This window comes from Pseudoxanthomonas sp., from assembly GCF_051953815.1.
Classification (GTDB): domain Bacteria; phylum Pseudomonadota; class Gammaproteobacteria; order Xanthomonadales; family Xanthomonadaceae; genus Pseudoxanthomonas_A.
The window spans coordinates 26,242-45,735 of the sequence record NZ_JBQCIJ010000002.1 but is presented as its reverse complement, the minus strand read 5'-3'; the positions used below and the strand labels follow the sequence as shown (position 1 = coordinate 45,735).

Sequence of the window (19,494 nt, the reverse complement as noted above, 5' to 3'; positions counted from 1 at the left end):
GCATTTCGCTGGTCGGCGGGGCGCCGCCCGTGATGGCGAGTCAATGGAGGACCTATGAGGAAATGGTGGCTGTGCGGCGTGCTGCTGATGGCGGGATGCGCCACCCAGGTGATGCAGGGTTACGTGGGCAGGGACATCCGCGATGTGATGGTCCGATACGGGCCTCCGGACAATGCCTTCGACATGGCGGACGGCCGCAAGGCGTACCAGTGGCGCATGGAGAGCAGTTCGGTCACGCCGACCTATTCGACCACCGAGGGCAGGACCCGTGAACGGCACGACGGCGATCGCTACCAGAGCACCACCATCACCACGGGGGGCGACGTCAGCACCACGACCTGCTTCTACACCTTGTATGCGACCTGGAACGAAGCCGCACGCGGATGGACCGTGGTGGCGTACGAAAAACCCGGTTTCGAATGCCTGTAGGGGCGAGGGCGGGCCCATCTCTCTGAACAACAAGCCGCGGAATCGCGCCGAGGCCGGTGCCGCCGGCAGCCGGTGAGCGGTTAGAATGCCGCCCACCTGCGAAAGTGGCGGAATTGGTAGACGCACTGGATTTAGGTTCCAGCGGGTAACCCCCGTGAGGGTTCGAGTCCCTCCTTTCGCACCAGCCCTTCCAGACCCGGGAAGGGCTTCCCGGGCTCCCGGCGGCCAGGCAGGCGCCCGCGCCGCCCGAAACCCGTTTCCCGCTCCCATCCCGCTCCGCGCGGTTGGCAGGCGTGCCCCGAATAGGCGAAACTATCCCGTTCCGCCGGTCGGCACGCCGCGTGTCCGCGGGCGACCCGAATTCATCAACGTCATGCCCGGGCATGGGACCCGGGCAGCAGGAGTCAGTGAGTATGCAAGTTTCGGTCGAATCGGTCGGCAACCTCGAACGCCGCATGACCTTCAGCCTGCCGGCTGAGCGTCTGGATACCCATATCGGTGGTCGCCTGCGCGAGATTGCGCGCACCGCCCGCATCAAGGGTTTCCGTCCCGGCAAGGTGCCCACCAAGGTGATCGAGCAGCGTTTCGGCCAGCAGGTCCGCGCCGAGGCCCTGGACGGCCTGCTGCGCGAAACCTTCAACAACGCCGTGCGTGAAAACGAGCTGCAGCTGGCCGGCAATCCCCGCATCGAGAAGAACGGCGAGGGTGAACTGGACTTCGTCGCCACCTTCGAAGTGGTGCCGGACTTCGGCGACATCGACGTCGCCAAGCTCAACGTCATCCGCCACACCGCCGAAGTGACCGACGCCGACATCGATCAGATGGTCGAGAACCTGCGCCTGCAGCGCCGCACCTTCGAAATCGTGCAGCGCGGCGCGAAGGAAGGCGATCGCGTCGAACTGGAAACGTGGTCGCAGGCCGGCGACGAGCGCCTGCCCGCCGAGGGCGCCGAGAAGGGCGCGACCCTGATTGGCTCCGGGGTGATGTTCGCCGATATCGAAAAGGGCCTGATCGGCCTGGCCGCGGGCGAGGAAAAGACCATCCAGGTGCAGTTCCCGGCCGACTGGCGCGTGCCGCAGCTGGCGGGCCGCCAGGTGGATGTGTACGTGAAGGTCACCGAAGTGGCCGAGTCCGTGATGCCGGCGGTGGACAAGGACTTCATCCGCAGCTTCGGCGTGAAGGGCGGTGACGTCGAGCAGTTCCGCCGCGACATCCGCAGCAACCTGGAGCGCGAGCTCAAGGGCGCCCTGATGGCCCGCCTGCGCCGGGAAGTCGGCGAGCAGCTGATTGCCGCCTGGGCGCACGTCGAGATGCCGCCGCGCCTGGTCGAGAACGAGGCCCACGCCATGGTCCAGCAGACCGCCGAGCAGGCGGCCCGCAATGGCCAGCAGCTGCAGATTCCGCCGAATGCCCATGAGGGTTTCATGGATGCGGCCCGCAAGCGCGTCCTGGTCGGGCTGCTGGTGGGCGAGGTCGCCCGCCGCAACCAGCTCCGCTTGGACCCCAAGCGCCTGAACGAGACCCTGCGCCTGATCGCCTCGACCTACGAAGAGCCGGAGCAGGTCATTGAGTTGTACCGCAACGATCCCCAATTGATGGGGGGACTGCAGTCCCGGGTGATGGAAGAGCAGGTGATCGACTGGATCGCCGAGCGCGCCCAGCACACGGAGCAGTCGCTGAGCTTCCAGGAAGCCATCCGGAACTAACGGCGGTTCGCCGGGGTCGATGAGGCCCCAGCCCGTCCCGGTCCGGCTATCCTTAGGCCGGACCCCTCCACGACAAATAGGGCGCGAAGCAGCCGATGAGCATTGAAACCAAAGCCTTGAACCTGGTGCCGATGGTGGTCGAACAGACCAGCCGCGGCGAGCGCGCCTACGACATCTATTCGCGCCTGCTCAAGGAACGCATGATCTTCCTGGTCGGCGGCGTGGACGACCAGGTGGCGAACGTGATCGTGGCGCAGATGCTGTTCCTCGAGGCCGAGAACCCCGAGAAGGACATCAGCCTGTACATCAACTCGCCCGGCGGCGTGGTCACCGCCGGCATGGCGATCTACGACACCATGCAGTACATCAAGCCCGACGTCAGCACCGTCTGCATCGGCCAGGCCGCCAGCATGGGCGCGCTGCTGCTGGCCGCCGGCGCCAAGGGCAAGCGTTACGCCCTGCCCAACTCGCGGGTCATGATCCACCAGCCCCTGGGTGGCTTCCAGGGCCAGGCCACGGACATCGACATCCATGCCCGTGAAATCCTGACCCTGCGTTCGCGCCTCAACCAGATCCTGGCCAAGCACACCGGCCAGGCGCTGGAGACCATCGAGCGCGATACCGAGCGCGACAACTTCAAGAGCGCCACCGACGCGCAGGCCTATGGCCTGGTCGACCAGGTGCTGGAACGCCGTCCTGAAGAGACCATCCAGCCGGCGTGAACCCCGGGCGCGGGGCCTGTTTCCCGCGTCCCAAACCCCCTCCGCGGACCCGGCTGCAAGGCCGGGGCCGTGTGCTATTCTCCGACCGAGTCCGCCTAGCGGGCAGGGTGACCGAGTAATCGAAGCATGAGCGAAGACCGTCAGGGCCGTACCGGCGACAGCAGCAAGATCCTGTATTGCTCGTTCTGCGGCAAAAGCCAGCATGAAGTCCGCAAGTTGATCGCGGGTCCCAGCGTATTCATCTGCGATGAATGCGTGGAGCTGTGCAACGACATCATCCGCGAGGAACTCGAGGAAAAGGCGCAGTCCGCCCGCAGCCATCTGCCCAAGCCGCGCGAGATCCTGGAAGTCCTGGATCAGTACGTGATCGGCCAGCAGCGCGCCAAGCGCACCCTGGCGGTGGCGGTGTACAACCACTACAAGCGCATCGAGAGCCGGCAGAAGAACGACGAGGTCGAACTGGCCAAGTCGAACATCCTGCTGGCCGGTCCGACCGGTTCCGGCAAGACCCTGCTGGCCGAAACCCTGGCGCGCCTGCTCAATGTGCCGTTCACCATCGCCGACGCCACCACGCTGACCGAAGCCGGTTACGTGGGCGAGGACGTGGAGAACATCATTCAGAAGCTGCTGCAGAAGTGCGACTACGATGTCGAGAAGGCGCAGCAGGGCATCGTCTACATCGATGAAATCGACAAGATCTCGCGCAAGAGCGAGAACCCGTCGATCACGCGCGACGTGTCCGGCGAAGGCGTGCAGCAGGCCCTGCTGAAGCTGATCGAGGGCACCGTTGCCAGCGTGCCGCCGCAAGGCGGGCGCAAGCATCCGCAGCAGGAATTCCTGCAGGTCGACACCAAGAACATCCTGTTCATCTGCGGCGGTGCGTTCGCCGGCCTGGACAAGATCATCCAGCAGCGCTCCACCGAAGCCAGCGGCATCGGCTTCGGCGCCAAGGTCCGCAGCGCCGAGCGCAAGACCGAGACCGGCAAGCTGCTGTCGGAAGTCGAACCCGAGGATCTGATCAAGTTCGGTCTGATTCCCGAGTTCGTCGGCCGTCTGCCGGTGGTCGCGACCCTGGAAGAGCTGGACGAAGTCGCCCTGGTCAAGATCCTGACCGAGCCCAAGAACGCTATCACCAAGCAGTTCAAGAAACTGTTCGACATGGAAGGGGTGGAACTGGAATTCCGCCCGGATGCGCTGTCGGCGATTGCGCGCAAGGCGCTCAAGCGCAAGACCGGCGCCCGTGGCCTGCGCACCATCGTCGAATCGGTCCTGCTGGACACCATGTACGACCTCCCGTCGCTGGAGAACGTCAGCAAGGTGGTGGTGGACGAATCGGTCATCGAGCACAAATCCGAGCCGTATCTCATCTACCAGAATCCGCCTGCCCAGAAGGTCGCCGCCGCGGAGTGAAGCGGGGGCGGCCATTCGGTCCAAGTGACTGATTCAAATCACATTTAAAGGCTGCACTTGCATCCTCCTGCCAATGGCCCCATAACGGGGCCATTGGCTTTTTTAGCCCCCGTAATTCCGCATTCCGCTGGAGCCCCCATGCCCCGCCGTACCCCCACCGAAGTCCTCGACCTGCCGGTCCTGCCGCTGCGCGACGTAGTGGTGTTCCCGCATATGGTCATCCCCCTGTTCGTCGGCCGCGACAAGTCCATGCGCGCGCTGGAACAGGCCATGGAAGCGGACAAGCGCATCCTCCTGCTCGCCCAGAAGTCGGCCGAAACCGACGACCCGGTCGCCGCCGATCTCTACAGCATCGGCACCCTGGCCCAGGTCCTGCAGCTCCTGAAGCTCCCTGACGGCACCATCAAGGTGCTGGTCGAGGGCGTCTCGCGCGTGAAGGTTTCCAACGTCGTCGAGCGCGACGGATCGCTGTATGGCGAGGGCGAGGAGATCGAGCCCACCGAAGGCCGCGAACCGCGTGAGATCGAGGCCGTGGCGCGTTCGTTGATGGGCCTGTTCGAACAGTACGTCAAGACCAATCGCAAGCTGCCGCCGGAACTGCTGCAGACCCTGGCGGGCATCGACGAGCCCGGTCGCCTGGCCGACACCATCGCCGCCCACCTGGGCGTGCGCCTGAGCGACAAGCAGCGCCTGCTGGAAACCATCGGCATCGGCGAGCGGCTGGAACTGCTGGTCGGTTTCGTCGATGGCGAGATCGACGTGCAGCAGCTGGAAAAGCGCATCCGCGGCCGGGTCAAGTCGCAGATGGAGAAGAGCCAGCGCGAGTACTACCTCAACGAGCAGATGAAGGCCATCCAGAAGGAACTGGGTGACCTGGACGACGCGCCGAACGAGCAGGAAGAGCTGGCCCGCAAGATTGCCGAGGCCGGCATGCCCAAGGCCGTCGAGACCAAGGCCAAGAACGAACTCAACAAGCTCAAGCAGATGTCGCCGATGTCGGCCGAAGCGGCAGTCGTGCGCAACTATCTGGACTGGCTGCTGGGCGTGCCCTGGAAGAAGCGCAGCAAGGTCCGCAAGGATCTGAAGGTCGCGCAGGAAACCCTGGACGCCGATCACTACGGGCTGGAGAAGGTGAAGGAACGCATCCTCGAATACCTCGCCGTGCAGTCGCGCGTGCAGAAGATGCGTGGACCGATCCTGTGCCTGGTCGGACCGCCGGGCGTGGGCAAGACCTCGCTGGGCCAGTCGATTGCCAAGGCGACCAACCGCAAGTTCGTGCGCATGTCGCTGGGCGGCGTGCGCGACGAGGCGGAGATCCGTGGCCATCGTCGTACCTATGTCGGTTCCATGCCCGGCCGCATCGTGCAGAACCTCAACAAGACCGGCAGCAAGAACCCGCTGTTCGTGCTGGATGAAATCGACAAGATGTCGATGGACTTCCGTGGCGATCCCTCGTCAGCGCTGCTGGAAGTGCTGGATCCGGAACAGAACAGCGCGTTCAACGATCACTACCTGGAAGTGGATCTGGACCTGTCCGAAGTGATGTTCGTGGCGACCTCCAATTCGCTCAACATCCCCGGTCCGCTGCTGGATCGCATGGAAGTCATCCGTATCCCGGGCTACACCGAGGACGAGAAACTCAACATCGCCCTGCGCTACCTGCTGCCCAAGCAGATCAAGGCCAATGGCCTGAAGCCGGAGGAGCTGACGATCGCCGAGGATGCCATCCGCGACCTGGTGCGCTACTACACGCGCGAATCCGGCGTGCGTAACCTGGAGCGCGAGATCGCCAAGATCTGCCGCAAGGTGGTCAAGGAGATCGCGCTGGCCGGTCCCCAGCCGGCCAAGAAGAAGAAGAAGGGCGCGCTGGTGCAGGTCAGCTCGAAGAACCTGGACAAGTACTCCGGCGTGCGCCGGTTCGACTTCGGTCGTGCCGAGGAGCAGAACGAGATCGGTCTGGTCACCGGACTGGCCTGGACCGAGGTCGGCGGCGATCTGCTGCAGATCGAAGTCGCGCTGGTGCCGGGCAAGGGCCTGCTGACCCTGACCGGCCAGCTGGGCGACGTGATGAAGGAATCCGCCGCGGCGGCGATGTCGGTGGTGCGTGCGCGTGCCGTTGCATTGGGCATCGATGCCGAGTATCTGCAGAAGCATGATGTCCATCTGCACGTGCCGGACGGCGCGACGCCGAAGGATGGCCCGAGCGCGGGTGCGGCGATGGTGACGGCGCTGGTGTCCACGTTGACCCGCACGCCGGTGCGTGCCGATGTCGCGATGACCGGCGAGATCACTTTGCGTGGACGCGTGTCGGCCATCGGTGGCCTGAAGGAAAAACTGCTGGCGGCGCTGCGTGGCGGCATCACCACGGTGATCATTCCGGAAGAGAACCGCAAGGATCTCGCCGATATTCCCGCCAACGTCACCCAGGGCATGAAGATCGTACCGGTGCGCTGGATCGACGAGGTGCTGGATCTGGCGCTGGAACGGCCACTGGCGCCTGCCGCCGCACCGACGGAGGGGGGCAAGGCGCGACGGGTGCCGGCTCGCCGGAAGACGCCTGCACAGCCCGACGTCAAGCACTGAAACGCAGCTGACGCGCAAGTTAAAAAAGCCGCAAAACCCGCGTCATTATTGGGTTTTCGGCTTGCGTGCCTGTATACCCACTGGTATAACGGCGTCACCCGTGAGCGTGGCGGGCAACGGGCTCCCACGTTCGTGGAAGACGACCGGAAGCATCGAGACGACAGATCCGGTGCATTCTGGTTACACATTCCGCGGTTGTTCCGCAAAAGGAGTTTTTACATGAACAAAACCGAATTGGTTGATGCCGTCGCCGACGAAGCCGAAATGTCCAAGGCTGAAGCTGGACGCGCCGTCGACGCCGTGATTTCCAGCATCACCAAGGCCCTGAAGAAGGGCGACAGCGTGACCCTCGTGGGCTTCGGCACCTTCCAGGTGCGCAAGCGTGCCGCCCGTACCGGCCGCAACCCGAAGACCGGCGACACCATCAAGATCAAGGCTTCCAAGAACCCGGCCTTCAAGGCTGGCAAAGCCCTGAAGGATGCCGTAAACTAATCGACTCGCTGCTGCCGAGTGAGTCCCACCGGTCTAACGGGTGCTTAGCTCAGCGGTAGAGCGTCGCCCTTACAAGGCGAGGGTCGGGGGTTCGAAACCCTCAGCACCCACCAAACCGGATCAATGGTTTCAGTTTCCGCGGAGTGGTAGTTCAGTCGGTTAGAATGCTGGCCTGTCACGCCGGAGGTCGCGGGTTCGAGTCCCGTCCACTCCGCCACGAACATGAAAAACCCCTGAGAAATCAGGGGTTTTTTGTTGTCCGGTGATCGCGGGGAAGCGGGGCGATGCGCCTGTTTCCAGCCATTGTATCAATGCGGCGATGCGGAGCGAGTGCAGCGGTCGAACGCCGTTTCATCTGCGCGGATATCGCATCTTTTCAGAGCTCCCGTCAGTCCGGCGTGGATGACGCGCGGTACTCGCGCCCCTGCGCGTCGATGTAGAACTCGCTGCCTGCGCTACGCACACGCGCGAGCCCGTCGCGAAACCTGAACTCGCCCTCGTACCGGAACGGGATGATCAGTTGTCCATGCATATCGAGGGCTCCCCATCGCTTTTGCCCATTGCTGGCCGCGATCAGGGTCTCTCCCCAAGGCGAAACCTCGCTCAGGCCGCAATGGAGCTCAAGCCCCGCGTGATCGAGGATGCAGCAGGTGTCGTCGTCCCGTCGCACGACCAGCAGGCGGAGCGGCAAGTCGGGAGAGGTATATTTCAGGTACTCGAAGCTTGGCCGATCCGCGGTCACGACTTCCACGTTGCGCGCCGCATCCAGGATGCCCCAGCCGCCGACGCGGTGAACCACGAAAAAATTGTCGTATTGATATCGGAGATCGTCATAGATGCCGAACGGGACGATTTGCCGGCCATCGGTACCGAGCACACCGACGCTCTTGCGGTCCGGAGCGCGTACCACGCGAAGCTCCCGCGAATCCGACGACGTTTCCCGGATGCGGCGGGATGCCACGTCATGGCGGTCCGGATAGTCGCCGCCACAGGATCGTGTATGGCCATCGGGAGAGATGAGATAGCACTTCCGGCTCCCCGCGGAATGAAACGGATTCAGATCGACGAATCCGCTTCGGGTCGATGGTTTGACGATGGCGGCCCGGGCTTCGCCGTCGCGGAATGGCGTGGCTTCGGTGAACCGCGGGCGCACGATCCACCGGCCCTGGAGATCGATATAGCCCCACTTTCCACCCAATTGCACCGCCGCCCGGCCTTCGGAAAATGGCTGCGCGTCCTCGAAGGTTTTCGCGAACGGCGCCTGCCCGTCAGGACCGACAAAGCCGAACCGGCCATCGGCGTGGAGATAGGGGATGAAGGAAGTCGCGCCCACCGCATGCCCGATTCCTGCGGTGCCTTCGGCGGCGTGACCGAAGACCGCCATGGAGATGGGCAGAAACAGCCAGGCGAGGAGCCGAAGTGCGTGGGAAGGTCGCATGGTACGGACGAATTTTCAGTGCGCTCGGGGGATTCTATCGAGATGATTCCCGGAGGCTTTTGCGTTGCTCGCGCTGAGGAGGACGGATGAGCGTTGGCTCGATCCCGGACCAGGCGAGGGATGCAGACGGCGGCCCGCAGGACAGTCAAGCGAGGCAATCTGTCGCAATGGCCGAATCCGCGGGACACAGGCGACAACCGAAATCCCGGGAGGGAAAGAATGTTGGATGGGCCGTCAATGAGGCGACGGGACCTGCCACGCTCTCATGCATGCTGGGAGCCGCCCCCGAACGGGGCGGCGTTTCGCCGGCCAGGCCCGTCATGGTCCGCCCAGCCTGAAAAATCTGTTCAGCCGATCTAGCGCAATGCCGACAAGCCCCGTACAATGGCTGTCTCAGCGCGGAGTGGTAGTTCAGTCGGTTAGAATGCTGGCCTGTCACGCCGGAGGTCGCGGGTTCGAGTCCCGTCCACTCCGCCATTTATCCCGGAAGCCCGCGAAAGCGGGCTTTCTGCTTTTCCGGGCCCGGTCCGCGCGGGCCGATGAACGGGCCGGACGGGATCCGGGCGGTTTGAGGCGAACCTCCCCGAAGCACGGTAAACTGCTTGGCTAACCGAAATCGAGCCACGCATCGATGCTGCAAAAACTCCGCGATAAGACGTCCGGGTGGATTGCCACCCTCATCCTGGGCCTGCTGATCATCCCGTTCGCCTTCGTCGGCGTGAACGAGTACATGACCGGCGGCACGGCCAATGATGTCGCGACCGTCGAGGCCCCGCCGACCTGGTGGCAGTCCGCGCCGCACTGGTGGCCGGTGTCCAAGCTGTGGCAGCGCAAGGAAATCACCATCGACGAGTTCCGCACCACCTTCGAGACGGCGCGGCAGCAGCAGCGCCAGATGCTGGGTGAGAACTTCGATGCGCGCGAGTTCGAGACCAAGGAGAACAAGCTCAAGATCCTTGAGCAGCTGATCAACCAGCGCGTGCTGGCGCTGGCCTCCGAGCGCGCCGGCGTGGTGATCGGCGATGCGGCGGTCAACCAGGCGATCGCCGCCGAGCCGGCGTTCCAGGTGGATGGCAAGTTCAACGCCGAGCGCTACCAGCTGGTGCTGGCCTCGCAGGTGCCCGCCATCCAGCCGCTGAAGTTCCAGGAACAGGAACGCGAGCGCCTGAAGATGATGGTGATGCCCGAAGGCATCGGCACTTCCGATTTCGTCACTCCGGGTGAGCTGGACCGCCTGTTCAAGCTGCTCGCCCAGACCCGCGACGTGGGCCTGGCGCTGGTGCCGCCGGCGGCGCCGGACACCGCACCGGTGTCCGATGCCGACATCCAGAAGTGGTATGACGGCCACAAGGCCAGCTACCGCCAGCCCGAGACGGTGTCGCTGGAGTATGTCGAGGTCAACGGCGCCAACCTGCCGGGCGCCACGGCGCCGGACGAGGCGACCCTGCGCAAGCGCTATGAAGCCGAGAAGAACCGGTTCGTGTCGCCGGAGCAGCGCGTGGTATCCCACATCCTGGTTTCCGCGCCGGCCGGCGCCGATGCCGCCACCCTGAAGAAGGCCGAGGACAAGGCGACCGCCCTGGCCGCGCAGGCGAAGCAGGGCGCGGACTTCGGCGCGCTGGCCAAGGCCAATTCCGAGGACCCGGGTTCCAAGGACGCCGGCGGCTTGCTGCCGGCGTTCGCGCGTGACGGCTCGATGGTCAAGCCGTTCGAGGATGCCGCGTTCGCCATGCAGGCCGGCGAGATCCGCGGTCCGGTAAAGACCGACTTCGGCTATCACGTGCTCAAGCTGGACGAGATCAAGCCGGGCCATGGCAAGGCATTCGAGGAAGTGCGCGATGAGCTGGCCCGTGAACAGGCGTCCGCCGACTCCGAGCGCGCCTACAACGAACTGGCCGGCAAGCTGGTCAACGAAGTGCTGAAGAACCCGACCGCGCTGGAACCGGCCGCGAAGGCGGTTGGCCTGACGGTGCAGAAGGTCGGACCTTTCTCCCGCGCGACCGCCAGCGGTGTCGTCGCGAATCCGGCGGTTCTGCGCAGCGCGTTCTCCGACACGCTGGTGCAGGACGGCACGGTCAGCGATCCCATCGAGATCGCCCCCGGCCACAGCGTGCTGATTCGCGTCGTCGGGCACACGCCCGAGCAGCCGCAGCCGCTGGCGCAGGTGCGCGACGCGGTGATCGCGGCGATCCGCGCCGACCGTCAGGAGAAGGCGACCGCGGCGACCGCGGACGCGATCCTGGCGCGCATCGGCAAGGGCGAGACGCTGCAGGCCATCGCCACCGCCGACAAGCTGCAGTTCAACGAAATGCCGGGCATGCCGCGCGGCATGCCGGTCCCCACCGCCGAAGGCAATGAAGCGATCTTCGCGGTTCCGCGCCCGGCTGCCGGCAAGGCGTCCGCGGGTAAGGTGGCGCTGGGCGGCGGTGCGTTTGCCGTGTTCGCGGTGACCAAGGTCACCGACGGTGAAGCCAGCAAGATGCCGGCCGAACAGCGCGACGGCATGAAGCAGCAGTTGATGCAACTGGGCGGCGGCGTCGCTACCCAGGCGTTCATCGAGTCCATGCGCAAGCAGTACAAGGTCACGGTGATGGAAGATCGCCTGTAAGGCCTTCGATCCGCATCGTTCCGAAAGAGCCCGGCTTTGGCCGGGCTTTTTTCTTATGGAGGCAGCGCACGCCGCATCGTGTTGGCGCGCGCCGGCATGCCGGCCAGCGCCAGAATCTGCGCGGGAAGCAGGTGTTCAAAGCCCATCTGCCGGTAGACCGGCACCAGCGCGTCGGCGCATTCCAGGTACAGGTGGCCGGACAGGCCCGGGACCACGGGCAGGGCGGGCAGCGCGGCGAGCGTGGCGTTTATCAGGCGATATCCGATTCCCTGGCGCTGGTGGCTGGGTTTGACTGCCAGGCAGCCGACATAGGGCCGGGGAAGCCGCTGCCACAGCGCACGCCCGCGTGGGTCCGGCGGGGACACCAGGACCGTGATGTATCCGACGAGCCGACCCTCAGACAGGGCCACATGGTTCAGGACGAAGCTTTCGTCCCAAGCCAGATTGTCCGCGTAGCGGTACGGCTCGTTGGGCAGGGCCTCGTCGAGCAGCCGGGCAACGTCGGGGTGATCCTGCAGCCCCGCGCGACGCACGATGAGCGGGTTGGGCGGTGCGTTCGCTACGTCGGGTGCGTGCGCATCCATGCGGTGCGCGCTCAGGGACGGTTCTCGTCCACGGCGAGGACCATGCCCGGTCGCAGAACCGCGTCGGGCTTCAGGCCGTTGCGCGACAGCAACTGCTGTGGCTTCACGCCATAACGGCGGGCGATGGTCCAGGCGGATTCACCGCTGCGGACGGTATGCGAACGGCGCGCGGCCGCGACCGTCTTCGATGCGGAGTCCGGGCGAGGCGGAGGCGTGGTGGCCGCCGTCGCGCCGATGCCGCTGTCCGCGGCGCCTTGCGCGCCGTCGTCGGCGGGAACCGCGGCCGACACTACCTGCAGGGACATCGCGGGCGTGGCGAGCGCGTCCATCGGCTTGGGAGCGAGTATCCGGACGGGCTTGTCCAGGCGCGGAATGCCCTGGCCGAGGGCGGGATTCAGACGCTTGAGCAGCATGCTGTCGTGTCCGTTGGCAGTCGCCCAGCGCTCCAGGCTGGCGGCGTCGCGCGGAAGGGCGTGCACGGTCAGGCGCGGCACCGGGCGGTCCAGTCGCTTCAGCCAATCGCCCCGGTCATCGGCCTGTTCGAAGATGCAGGCCAGCGCATGCAGTTTTTCCACGTAGGCGTAGGTGATGCTGGACAGGCCAGGCAGCTCGGCGGGCCGGGCATTCTGCGCGTTCATGCCGGCGCGGCGCATGGACTGCAGCACGCGGTACTCGCCGGCGTTGTAGGCCATCACCGCCAGGCGCCAGTCGCCGCCGAACATGCCGTGCAGGGTCTTGAGATAGCGCACCGCCGCCTGGGTCGAATCCACCGGCGAAAGACGGCCGTCATAGCCTTCGCGCACGGGCACGCCATGATTGCGCGCGGTCACTCCGATGAACTGCCACAGGCCGGCCGGGCCACTGGCGTTGCGGGCGCCGGGCTTGTAGCCGCTTTCGACGAAGGGAATGAGCGCGAATTCGGTGGGCAGGTGCGCCTCGCGCAACGCGTCCACGACATAGCCGAACAGCGGCAGCAGGTCGTCGGACTTGACCAGTTGGCCGGGGGCATGCGCGAACTGTTTCTTCCAGCGCGGACCGGTGGCGGCGGCATCGCATTGCGGCTCGGCGAGTCCGGCGCGGAAGCGCTGGTAAATCTCCAGTCCGCTTTCGTGTTCGCTGGGCGGCACGGTGACCAACTCGATGGGCGGCTGCGCCGGTGGACGCGCGTCGGCGGGGGCCAACACCCGTCCCAGCGCCAGGCAGCAGGCCAGCGCCAGCAGCCCGGTACGCCGGCCGCGATGCGGGCCTCGCCGGTTCATGCGCGGAACTGGTCCTTCCAGCGCCGGAGTTCGGCGAAGGTCTCGACCCGATCGGTGGGCGCGCGGCCTAGGCGGTGCGCCACGGCGGCGCGCACGGCATCACTGTCCACCCGCAGGAACGGATTGGTCGCGATTTCCTGGGCCAGGGTCGACGGCAGGGTCGGGCGGCCGGCTTGGCGCATGGCGCGGGCATCCTCGGTACGGCGACGCAGGGCGTCGTTGGCGGGGTCCACTGTACCGGCGAAGACGGCATTGGCCAGCGTGTACTCGTGGCCGCAGCAGACCGCGGTGGGACCGGGCAGGGCGGCCAGGCGGTCCAGCGAGGCCAGCATCTGGGACGGCGTACCTTCGAACATCCGCCCACAGCCCAGGCTGAACAAGGTGTCGCCGCAGAACAGGTGGGCCTGATCCTGGCCGCCGCCCAGATAGGCGATATGGCTGCGGGTATGGCCGGGAACCGCCAGCACCTCCAGGTTCCAGTTCTTCAGCGCCAGCCGGGCGCCGTCGCCCACGCGCTCGCAGGCGAAGGGGATGCGTTCGTCCTCCGGCGCGTACACCGGCAGGGTGGGCCAGCGGGCGCGCAGGGCGGCCACGCCGCCGATGTGGTCGTTGTGGTGGTGGGTCAGCAGTACCGCGGCCGGCCACAGCCCTTGCCCGGCGGCCGCCAGGACGGGAGCGGCGTCGCCCGGATCCACGATGAGTGCATCGCCGTCGTCGTCGGCCAGCGCCCAGATGTAGTTGTCGTCGAAGGCGGTCAGGGCGGTCAGGCGCATGGGCGATGGCGGGTTGGGAGGGACGCTGGCGGGGTCGTCCACTACAATTTGAACATGCCTGCCTTCGCATTCCGCCGTCAACCCGACGCCCTGGCGTGGTTCGGCGCCGGCCGTGGCCAGGCGCTGCTGGCCGCCGAGCTGGCCACGGCCGGATTGTGGCTGGCCCGCAGGCCCACCCAGCCGGCGCTCTGGTTGACCCCGGCGTCCGCGCCCCAGCCACCGGTCGTGCTGCATGGCTTCAGCCGCCAACTGTGGCTCTGGCGGCATCCGCGCGGCTTCAGCGGCGATCTGCGCTGCGAGTTGCCGCTGCCGTTGCCGAGCGAAGTCTTCGGCAGCATCGTCATCCAGCATGCCGTCGAGGGCCCGGCCGCCCCGGACCTGCTGGGCGAATGCGCCCGCACGCTCGCCCCCGGCGGACGCCTGCGCCTGTACGTGTTGAACCCGGTGAGTCCGTACCGGCTGCGCTGGCGGGGTACCGCCGTGCAGGTGCGCGACATCGCGGGATGGCAGGCCGCGCTCCGTCGGGCCGGCCTGCATCCGATTGCCGCGGAGGCGACCTATCTGGGCCCGGTCCTCCGGGGGACCGCTTCCGCATCCCCACCTTCTTCCAACCGGCTCCGCGCGGTCTGCGTGCTGGAAGCCGAAAAACGCGTCGCCGCCCTGATTCCGCCCGCGCCCGCCCGGCGCCACTGGAACACCGGCGCGGCCCCCGCCTGAACAACCAACAGGATTCAATGAAAGAGATCACCATACATACCGACGGCTCCTGCCTGGGCAATCCCGGCCCGGGCGGCTGGGCCGCGCTGCTGCGCTACCAGGACAAGGAGCGCGCGCTGTCCGGCGGCGAAGCGCAGACCACCAACAACCGCATGGAGCTGATGGCGGCCATCGTGGCGCTGGAGACGCTGACCGAGAGCTGCCAGGTCGCGCTGTACATCGATTCCCAGTACGTGCGCCAGGGCATCACCGAATGGATGCCCAACTGGGTGCGGCGCAACTGGAAGACCGCCGCGGGCGATCCGGTCAAGAACCGCGATCTGTGGGAACGCCTGCACGAGGCGACCCGCAGCCACCGCATCGCGTGGCACTGGGTGAAGGGCCATAACGGCGATCCCGACAACGAGCGCGTGGACCAGCTGGCGCGCGCGCAGGCGCTCAGGTTCCGAGATCCGGCCACGGTAAGGTAGCGGCATGAACCTGTCTCCCGTGCTCGAAACCGCGCGCCTGCGGCTGTACGAACTGTCCGAGCACGCGCCCGGCGACACCGCCTTCGTGCTGGAACTGCTCAACGATCCGGATTTCCTGCGCTACATCGGCGATCGCGGCGTGCATGACCTGGTGCAGGCGGCCGACTACCTGCGTGACGGCCCGGTCGCGAGCTACCAGCTCAACGGCTTCGGACTGTATCGCGTGGAGCGGCGCGAGGACGGCGTGGCGGTGGGGCTGTGCGGTCTGATCAAGCGACCGCCATTGGCCCATGCCGATCTGGGCTACGCCCTGCTGCCGGGGTTCCGCGGCCGGGGCTACATCGCCGAAGCGGCGCAGGCGGTGCTCGCCTCGGCGCGTGCGCGGGACATGACCACCGTGCTGGCGGTGGTGGATCCGGACAACGCGGCCTCGATCCGGACCCTGCGGGGGCTGGGTTTCGAGTACCGTGACATGGTCCGGCTGGCGGCGGACGACATCGACCTGAAGTTGTTCGCCTGGCAATCCGACAAGCAATAGGCAAGAAATCGAATGCGACAAATCATCCTCGACACCGAAACCACCGGCCTGGAATGGAAGAAGGGCAACCGCATCGTGGAAATCGGCTGTGTCGAACTGCTCGAACGCCGGCCCACCGGCCGCACCTACCACCAGTACATCCATCCGCAGCGCGAGTTCGAGCAGGGCGCGGCGGAAGTCACCGGCCTGAGCCTGGATTTCCTGTCCGACAAGCCGCTGTTCGCGCAGATCGCCGATGAATTCCTCGCCTTCATCGACGGCGCGGAACTGATCATCCACAACGCCGCGTTCGACGTCGGCTTCCTGGACTACGAACTGTCGCTGCTGGGCGAAGGCTATGGCCGCCTCCTGGACCGGGTTACGGTCGAGGATTCGCTGTTGTTGGCGCGCCAGCGCTTCCCTGGCCAGCGCAATTCGCTGGACGCCCTCTGCAAGCGCCTGGGCGTGGACAACACCCATCGCCAGTTGCACGGCGCGCTGCTCGACGCCCAACTGCTATGCGATGTCTATCTCGCGCTGACCGCCGGCCAGCGCGAAATCGGATTCGCCGGACTGGATGAACCGGCCTCCGGCGCGGTGGTCGTGGCCGCCGATTTCAGCAACCTGGCCAGCGGACCGCGCCCGCGCGTGCGGATCGGCGAAACCGAGCAGGCCGCGCACGAAGCGCGCCTGGAAAAACTGCGCAAGAAGGCCGGCAAGGCGTTGTGGGATGAACTGGAAACGCCGGCGATCGCCGAATCCGCCATCGCCTGAGCGATTGCGGCAACGGGCCTGTGTCCGGCCTCTGGATGCCAGCGTTCAGGCCGGTGATGCGGGTTTCGCTGGTTGAAAACGGAGCCGGGCACGGCCGGCTCCGCGCATCCGCTCAGTGGCAGCGGACGAGGATGGCGGTGACGTTGTCCGAACCACCGCCATCCAGGGCGGCGGCGATCAGGCAGTCCACGCATTCCTGCGCGCTGCATTCGGTCAGGCGAAGGGTTTCGGCGATGCTGCGGTCGTCCACTTCCTCGGTCAGGCCGTCGCTGCACAGCAGCAACTGCATGCCCGGACGCAGTTCGCCGGTCAGGGTTTCCACGTTGAGGTGGGTCGGATCGGTCACGCCCAGCGCCTGGGTCACCACATTGCGGTGTGGATGGATGCGCGCCTGTTCGCTGGTGAGCGAACCCTGGGCAATCAACTCCTGCACATAGCTGTGGTCCTGGCTGAGCTGGGCCAGTTGGCCGTCGCGCCACAGGTAGGCGCGGCTGTCGCCGACCCACGCCACCTCGAACCGGTTGCCCTGAACCCGCGCGGCGACCACGGTGGTGCCCATCGGCAGGGTGTCGTTGCGGCGCCGGGAGGTGCGGATGATCTCCTCGTCGGCGATGCGGATGGCCTGGTGCAGCGGCGTGCCGTCGCGGATTTCGCGCACGATGGTCTCGCGCGCGAGCGCGCTGGCCACCTCGCCGCAGGCGTGCCCCCCCATGCCATCGGCCACCAGCCACAGTCCCAGCTCGCTGTCGCCGTAGTAGGTGTCCTCGTTCAGCTCCCTTCTGAGGCCTACGTGGGTGATGTGCCCGAATTCGATCATTGATGTCCTGATGGTGGGAGCGAGGGAGTTTCCCTGCTGGTTGATACGGAATGATCCGGACGAAACGGACAGCGGGCAAGCAAAAGCGAGCCCGGGAGAGTTTTCGTTCAGTGGAAGGGCACGAATCCTGCCGGAATCTTCAGCTTCGGCTTGTCGGCGGAGGGCCCGACCCGTATCATTCACGCCCCCGGCCAAGCGCCGGGGACCACCGGAGAGGTGGCAGAGTGGTTGAATGTACCTGACTCGAAATCAGGCATACGTTAATAGCGTATCGGGGGTTCGAATCCCCCCCTCTCCGCCAGATACGCATGGGCCCCCGCAAGGGGGCTTTTGCGTATCTGACGGAGTGTGGGGATCTGGAGAGAACCCCAACGGGTTCGACAGAACGGCGCAGCCGTTCTGCACGGCGTAGCCGCCCGCAGGGCGAGGCACGCAGTGCCGAGTGAATCCCCCCTCTCCGCCAGATACGCAAGGGCCCCCGCAAGGGGGCTTTTGCGTTGAAGGGTTCCGGGCGTCCTCTCAGACCCGACCGGTCACCGGAATCAGGGCGCCGGTGATGGCGGCGGCCGGTTCGGACAGCAGGAACCGGACCACCCCGGCCAACTGTTCCGGCGTCACCCAGCGCGAGGCGTCCGCGTCCGGCATGTCGGCGCGGTTGGCGGGCGTGTCGATGATGCTGGGCAGCAGCGCGTTGACCGTGATGCCGCGATCCTTGAATTCCTCGGCCAGGGCTTCGGTCAGGCGCGCCACGCCGGCCTTGGACGCCGCGTAGGCGCCCATCCCGATGCCGGCCTTGGCCGCGCCGGCCGCGCCGATGTTGACGATGCGGCCGCCGCCACCGGCCAGCAGGAACGGCAGCGCCGCCTGGCTGGCGGCCACGGCGGTACGCAGGTTCAGCCGGTAGAGCTGGTCCCAGGTCTCCAAGTGACCGTCCGCCAGGGTTTCCCAGCGGAAACCGCCGGCGATGTTCACCAGTGCGTCGATGCCGCCCAGCGCCTGGCTGGCCCGATCCACGGCGTCCCGCGCCGCGGCGCCATCGGCCAGATCGATGCCGCCGAAGGCATGCACGCCGGCGGGCAGGTCGGTCGGGGCCGGCGCGTGGTCCAGCGCCGCGATCGCGGCGCCCGAGGCGGCCAGCGATCGCACCACCACGCGTCCGAGCGCGCCGAAGGCGCCGGTGACGACAATCCGTTGGGCCGATGAATTCATGGAAAACGTCCTGCTGCGGAAAACCGCCATGTTAGCGCCGCGCGACAGGGCGTGTATCCGCCATCCGGTACACTGGCGGCCCCGTTTCCGCGGTATCGCACCATGTCCGAAATCCTCGTCCCCGTCTCCTTTGGCGAACTGCTCGACAAGATCGCCATCCTGCAGATCAAGTCCGAGCGGATGAGCGATCCGGCCAAGCTGGCCAATGTGCGCAACGAACTGAGCGCCCTGGAAAAGACCTGGATGGCGCATCCGGCCGCAGGGAACAACATCAGCGAGCTGCGCGCCCAGCTCAAGGCCGTCAACGAGCGCCTGTGGGTGATCGAGGACGACATCCGCATCAAGGAAAAGGCGCAGGCGTTCGACGACGAATTCGTCCGCCTGGCGCGCAGTGTCTACTTCGAGAACGACGAACGCGCGCGCATCAAGAAAGACATCAACCTGGCGCTGGGTTCCAGCTACGTGGAAGAGAAGTCCTACCAGGACTACCGGACCGGCGCGGCGCCGTAAGCCCGACGGCGCACCGGGACGCGGTGGCGTCCCGGTGGCCTTGCTCACCTCACGGACGTGGGCTTTCGACCATCCACGCGGTCAGGCGCCGCACCAGCGGCAGCATCACCAGCAGCGTCGGGAAGGCGATCAGCCAGGACAGGCCCCAGGCACTGAGCCACAGCCATCCCAGATGGGGATGCAGGCCGGCGCTGCGCAGGGTGCTGATCATCGAGACCACGCAGGTCATCAGCACGGACAGCAGCAACGGCATCAGCCATTGCGCGCAGCGGGCGGGGAGTTTGCGCGGGAGGCCGCGCCTGAAGGGGGGTGCGTCGGGTTTCATGACATCTCCGTAAGCCGGTCGATCAAAGGCGCCACCCGGCATGCACCGGGAAACAGCCCCGGACGCATCCGGCGGCTATGGCGCGTTGATTGACGTGAACGCTTACGGCGGGGCCCGACATGGACAACGCGGGCGGAATGATAGCGATCTC

General features: G+C 66.3%; 19 protein-coding genes and 5 tRNA genes. 17 read left to right on the top strand and 7 right to left on the bottom strand.

Annotation, left to right across the window (positions count from 1 at the left end; genetic code table 11):
- Window positions 1–54: 54 nt before the first annotated feature.
- From ACTHN1_RS00550 to ACTHN1_RS00510, 9 genes are all read left to right on the top strand, one after another.
- A complete protein-coding gene (locus ACTHN1_RS00550; RefSeq protein WP_440469026.1) occupies window positions 55–429 on the top strand; it encodes a hypothetical protein in 375 nt (124 codons plus the stop codon).
- A gap of 98 nt (window positions 430–527) precedes the next feature.
- Window positions 528–613, top strand: a tRNA-Leu gene (locus ACTHN1_RS00545).
- Window positions 614–842: 229 nt separating this feature from the next.
- Window positions 843–2,135 carry a trigger factor gene (gene tig, locus ACTHN1_RS00540; RefSeq protein WP_440469025.1) on the top strand — a complete coding sequence of 431 codons (1,293 nt, stop codon included), beginning with the start codon at window positions 843–845 and terminating at the stop codon, window positions 2,133–2,135.
- Between the two features lie 95 nt (window positions 2,136–2,230).
- Window positions 2,231–2,857 (top strand): ATP-dependent Clp endopeptidase proteolytic subunit ClpP, encoded by a 627-nt coding sequence (gene clpP / locus ACTHN1_RS00535; protein ID WP_440469024.1) that lies wholly within the window; start codon window positions 2,231–2,233, stop codon window positions 2,855–2,857.
- A 126-nt stretch (window positions 2,858–2,983) separates the two neighbouring features.
- The gene (gene clpX / locus ACTHN1_RS00530) at window positions 2,984–4,267 is read left to right on the top strand and encodes an ATP-dependent Clp protease ATP-binding subunit ClpX (RefSeq protein WP_295374589.1); all 1,284 of its coding nucleotides are present in this window, start codon (window positions 2,984–2,986) and stop codon (window positions 4,265–4,267) included.
- A 138-nt stretch (window positions 4,268–4,405) separates the two neighbouring features.
- Window positions 4,406–6,850: an endopeptidase La gene (gene lon, locus ACTHN1_RS00525; RefSeq protein WP_440469023.1), complete on the top strand. Its 2,445-nt coding sequence runs from the start codon at window positions 4,406–4,408 to the stop codon at window positions 6,848–6,850.
- A gap of 219 nt (window positions 6,851–7,069) precedes the next feature.
- The gene (locus ACTHN1_RS00520; protein ID WP_141456262.1) at window positions 7,070–7,342 is read left to right on the top strand and encodes an HU family DNA-binding protein; all 273 of its coding nucleotides are present in this window, start codon (window positions 7,070–7,072) and stop codon (window positions 7,340–7,342) included.
- A gap of 38 nt (window positions 7,343–7,380) precedes the next feature.
- Window positions 7,381–7,455: transfer RNA gene (locus ACTHN1_RS00515), tRNA-Val, on the top strand.
- 27 nt (window positions 7,456–7,482) lie between these two features.
- Window positions 7,483–7,559, top strand: a tRNA-Asp gene (locus tag ACTHN1_RS00510).
- Between the two features lie 171 nt (window positions 7,560–7,730).
- Here the strand turns inward: ACTHN1_RS00510 and ACTHN1_RS00505 are convergent.
- Window positions 7,731–8,780: a WG repeat-containing protein gene (locus ACTHN1_RS00505; protein WP_440469022.1), complete on the bottom strand. Its 1,050-nt coding sequence runs from the start codon at window positions 8,778–8,780 to the stop codon at window positions 7,731–7,733.
- Between the two features lie 400 nt (window positions 8,781–9,180).
- Between ACTHN1_RS00505 and ACTHN1_RS00500 the strand changes: the two genes are divergently transcribed.
- A tRNA-Asp gene (locus ACTHN1_RS00500) sits at window positions 9,181–9,257 on the top strand.
- A gap of 154 nt (window positions 9,258–9,411) precedes the next feature.
- Window positions 9,412–11,388: a peptidyl-prolyl cis-trans isomerase gene (locus tag ACTHN1_RS00495; RefSeq protein WP_440469021.1), complete on the top strand. Its 1,977-nt coding sequence runs from the start codon at window positions 9,412–9,414 to the stop codon at window positions 11,386–11,388.
- Between the two features lie 53 nt (window positions 11,389–11,441).
- Here the strand turns inward: ACTHN1_RS00495 and ACTHN1_RS00490 are convergent, their stop codons facing one another.
- Genes ACTHN1_RS00490 through gloB form a run of 3 tightly spaced genes read right to left on the bottom strand, consistent with a single transcriptional unit; the run spans window position 11,442 to window position 14,004 of the window.
- Window positions 11,442–11,972, bottom strand: coding sequence for a GNAT family N-acetyltransferase (locus ACTHN1_RS00490; protein ID WP_440469020.1), 531 nt, complete (start codon window positions 11,970–11,972; stop codon window positions 11,442–11,444).
- An 11-nt stretch (window positions 11,973–11,983) separates the two neighbouring features.
- Entirely contained in the window at window positions 11,984–13,231 is a 1,248-nt protein-coding gene (locus ACTHN1_RS00485) for a transglycosylase SLT domain-containing protein (RefSeq protein ID WP_440469019.1), read from the bottom strand.
- On the bottom strand, window positions 13,228–14,004 hold the full coding sequence (gene gloB, locus ACTHN1_RS00480) for a hydroxyacylglutathione hydrolase (RefSeq protein ID WP_440469018.1): 777 nt from the start codon (window positions 14,002–14,004) through the stop codon (window positions 13,228–13,230). The genes ACTHN1_RS00485 and gloB overlap by 4 nt, the downstream gene beginning before the upstream one ends.
- A gap of 54 nt (window positions 14,005–14,058) precedes the next feature.
- Between gloB and ACTHN1_RS00475 the strand changes: the two genes are divergently transcribed.
- Genes ACTHN1_RS00475 through dnaQ form a run of 4 tightly spaced genes read left to right on the top strand, consistent with a single transcriptional unit; the run spans window position 14,059 to window position 16,482 of the window.
- On the top strand, window positions 14,059–14,721 hold the full coding sequence (locus tag ACTHN1_RS00475; protein WP_440469017.1) for a hypothetical protein: 663 nt from the start codon (window positions 14,059–14,061) through the stop codon (window positions 14,719–14,721).
- A gap of 17 nt (window positions 14,722–14,738) precedes the next feature.
- Window positions 14,739–15,191 (top strand): ribonuclease HI, encoded by a 453-nt coding sequence (gene rnhA, locus ACTHN1_RS00470; RefSeq protein ID WP_440469016.1) that lies wholly within the window; start codon window positions 14,739–14,741, stop codon window positions 15,189–15,191.
- 4 nt (window positions 15,192–15,195) lie between these two features.
- Window positions 15,196–15,729 carry a GNAT family N-acetyltransferase gene (locus ACTHN1_RS00465; RefSeq protein WP_440469015.1) on the top strand — a complete coding sequence of 178 codons (534 nt, stop codon included), beginning with the start codon at window positions 15,196–15,198 and terminating at the stop codon, window positions 15,727–15,729.
- 12 nt (window positions 15,730–15,741) lie between these two features.
- Window positions 15,742–16,482: a DNA polymerase III subunit epsilon gene (gene dnaQ / locus ACTHN1_RS00460; RefSeq protein ID WP_440469014.1), complete on the top strand. Its 741-nt coding sequence runs from the start codon at window positions 15,742–15,744 to the stop codon at window positions 16,480–16,482.
- 112 nt (window positions 16,483–16,594) lie between these two features.
- On the opposite strand, the gene ACTHN1_RS00455 is transcribed toward dnaQ, so the two are convergent.
- Window positions 16,595–17,299: a PP2C family protein-serine/threonine phosphatase gene (locus ACTHN1_RS00455; RefSeq protein ID WP_440469013.1), complete on the bottom strand. Its 705-nt coding sequence runs from the start codon at window positions 17,297–17,299 to the stop codon at window positions 16,595–16,597.
- 210 nt (window positions 17,300–17,509) lie between these two features.
- Between ACTHN1_RS00455 and ACTHN1_RS00450 the strand changes: the two genes are divergently transcribed.
- Window positions 17,510–17,600, top strand: a tRNA-Ser gene (locus ACTHN1_RS00450).
- Window positions 17,601–17,818: 218 nt separating this feature from the next.
- On the opposite strand, the gene ACTHN1_RS00445 is transcribed toward ACTHN1_RS00450, so the two are convergent.
- Window positions 17,819–18,508: an SDR family NAD(P)-dependent oxidoreductase gene (locus tag ACTHN1_RS00445; RefSeq protein WP_440469012.1), complete on the bottom strand. Its 690-nt coding sequence runs from the start codon at window positions 18,506–18,508 to the stop codon at window positions 17,819–17,821.
- 102 nt (window positions 18,509–18,610) lie between these two features.
- Between ACTHN1_RS00445 and ACTHN1_RS00440 the strand changes: the two genes are divergently transcribed.
- Window positions 18,611–19,018, top strand: a complete 408-nt coding sequence (locus ACTHN1_RS00440) for a DUF6165 family protein (protein ID WP_440469011.1) — start codon at window positions 18,611–18,613, stop codon at window positions 19,016–19,018.
- A 49-nt stretch (window positions 19,019–19,067) separates the two neighbouring features.
- On the opposite strand, the gene ACTHN1_RS00435 is transcribed toward ACTHN1_RS00440, so the two are convergent.
- The gene (locus ACTHN1_RS00435; RefSeq protein ID WP_440469010.1) at window positions 19,068–19,343 is read right to left on the bottom strand and encodes a DUF2798 domain-containing protein; all 276 of its coding nucleotides are present in this window, start codon (window positions 19,341–19,343) and stop codon (window positions 19,068–19,070) included.
- Window positions 19,344–19,494: the final 151 nt, after the last annotated feature.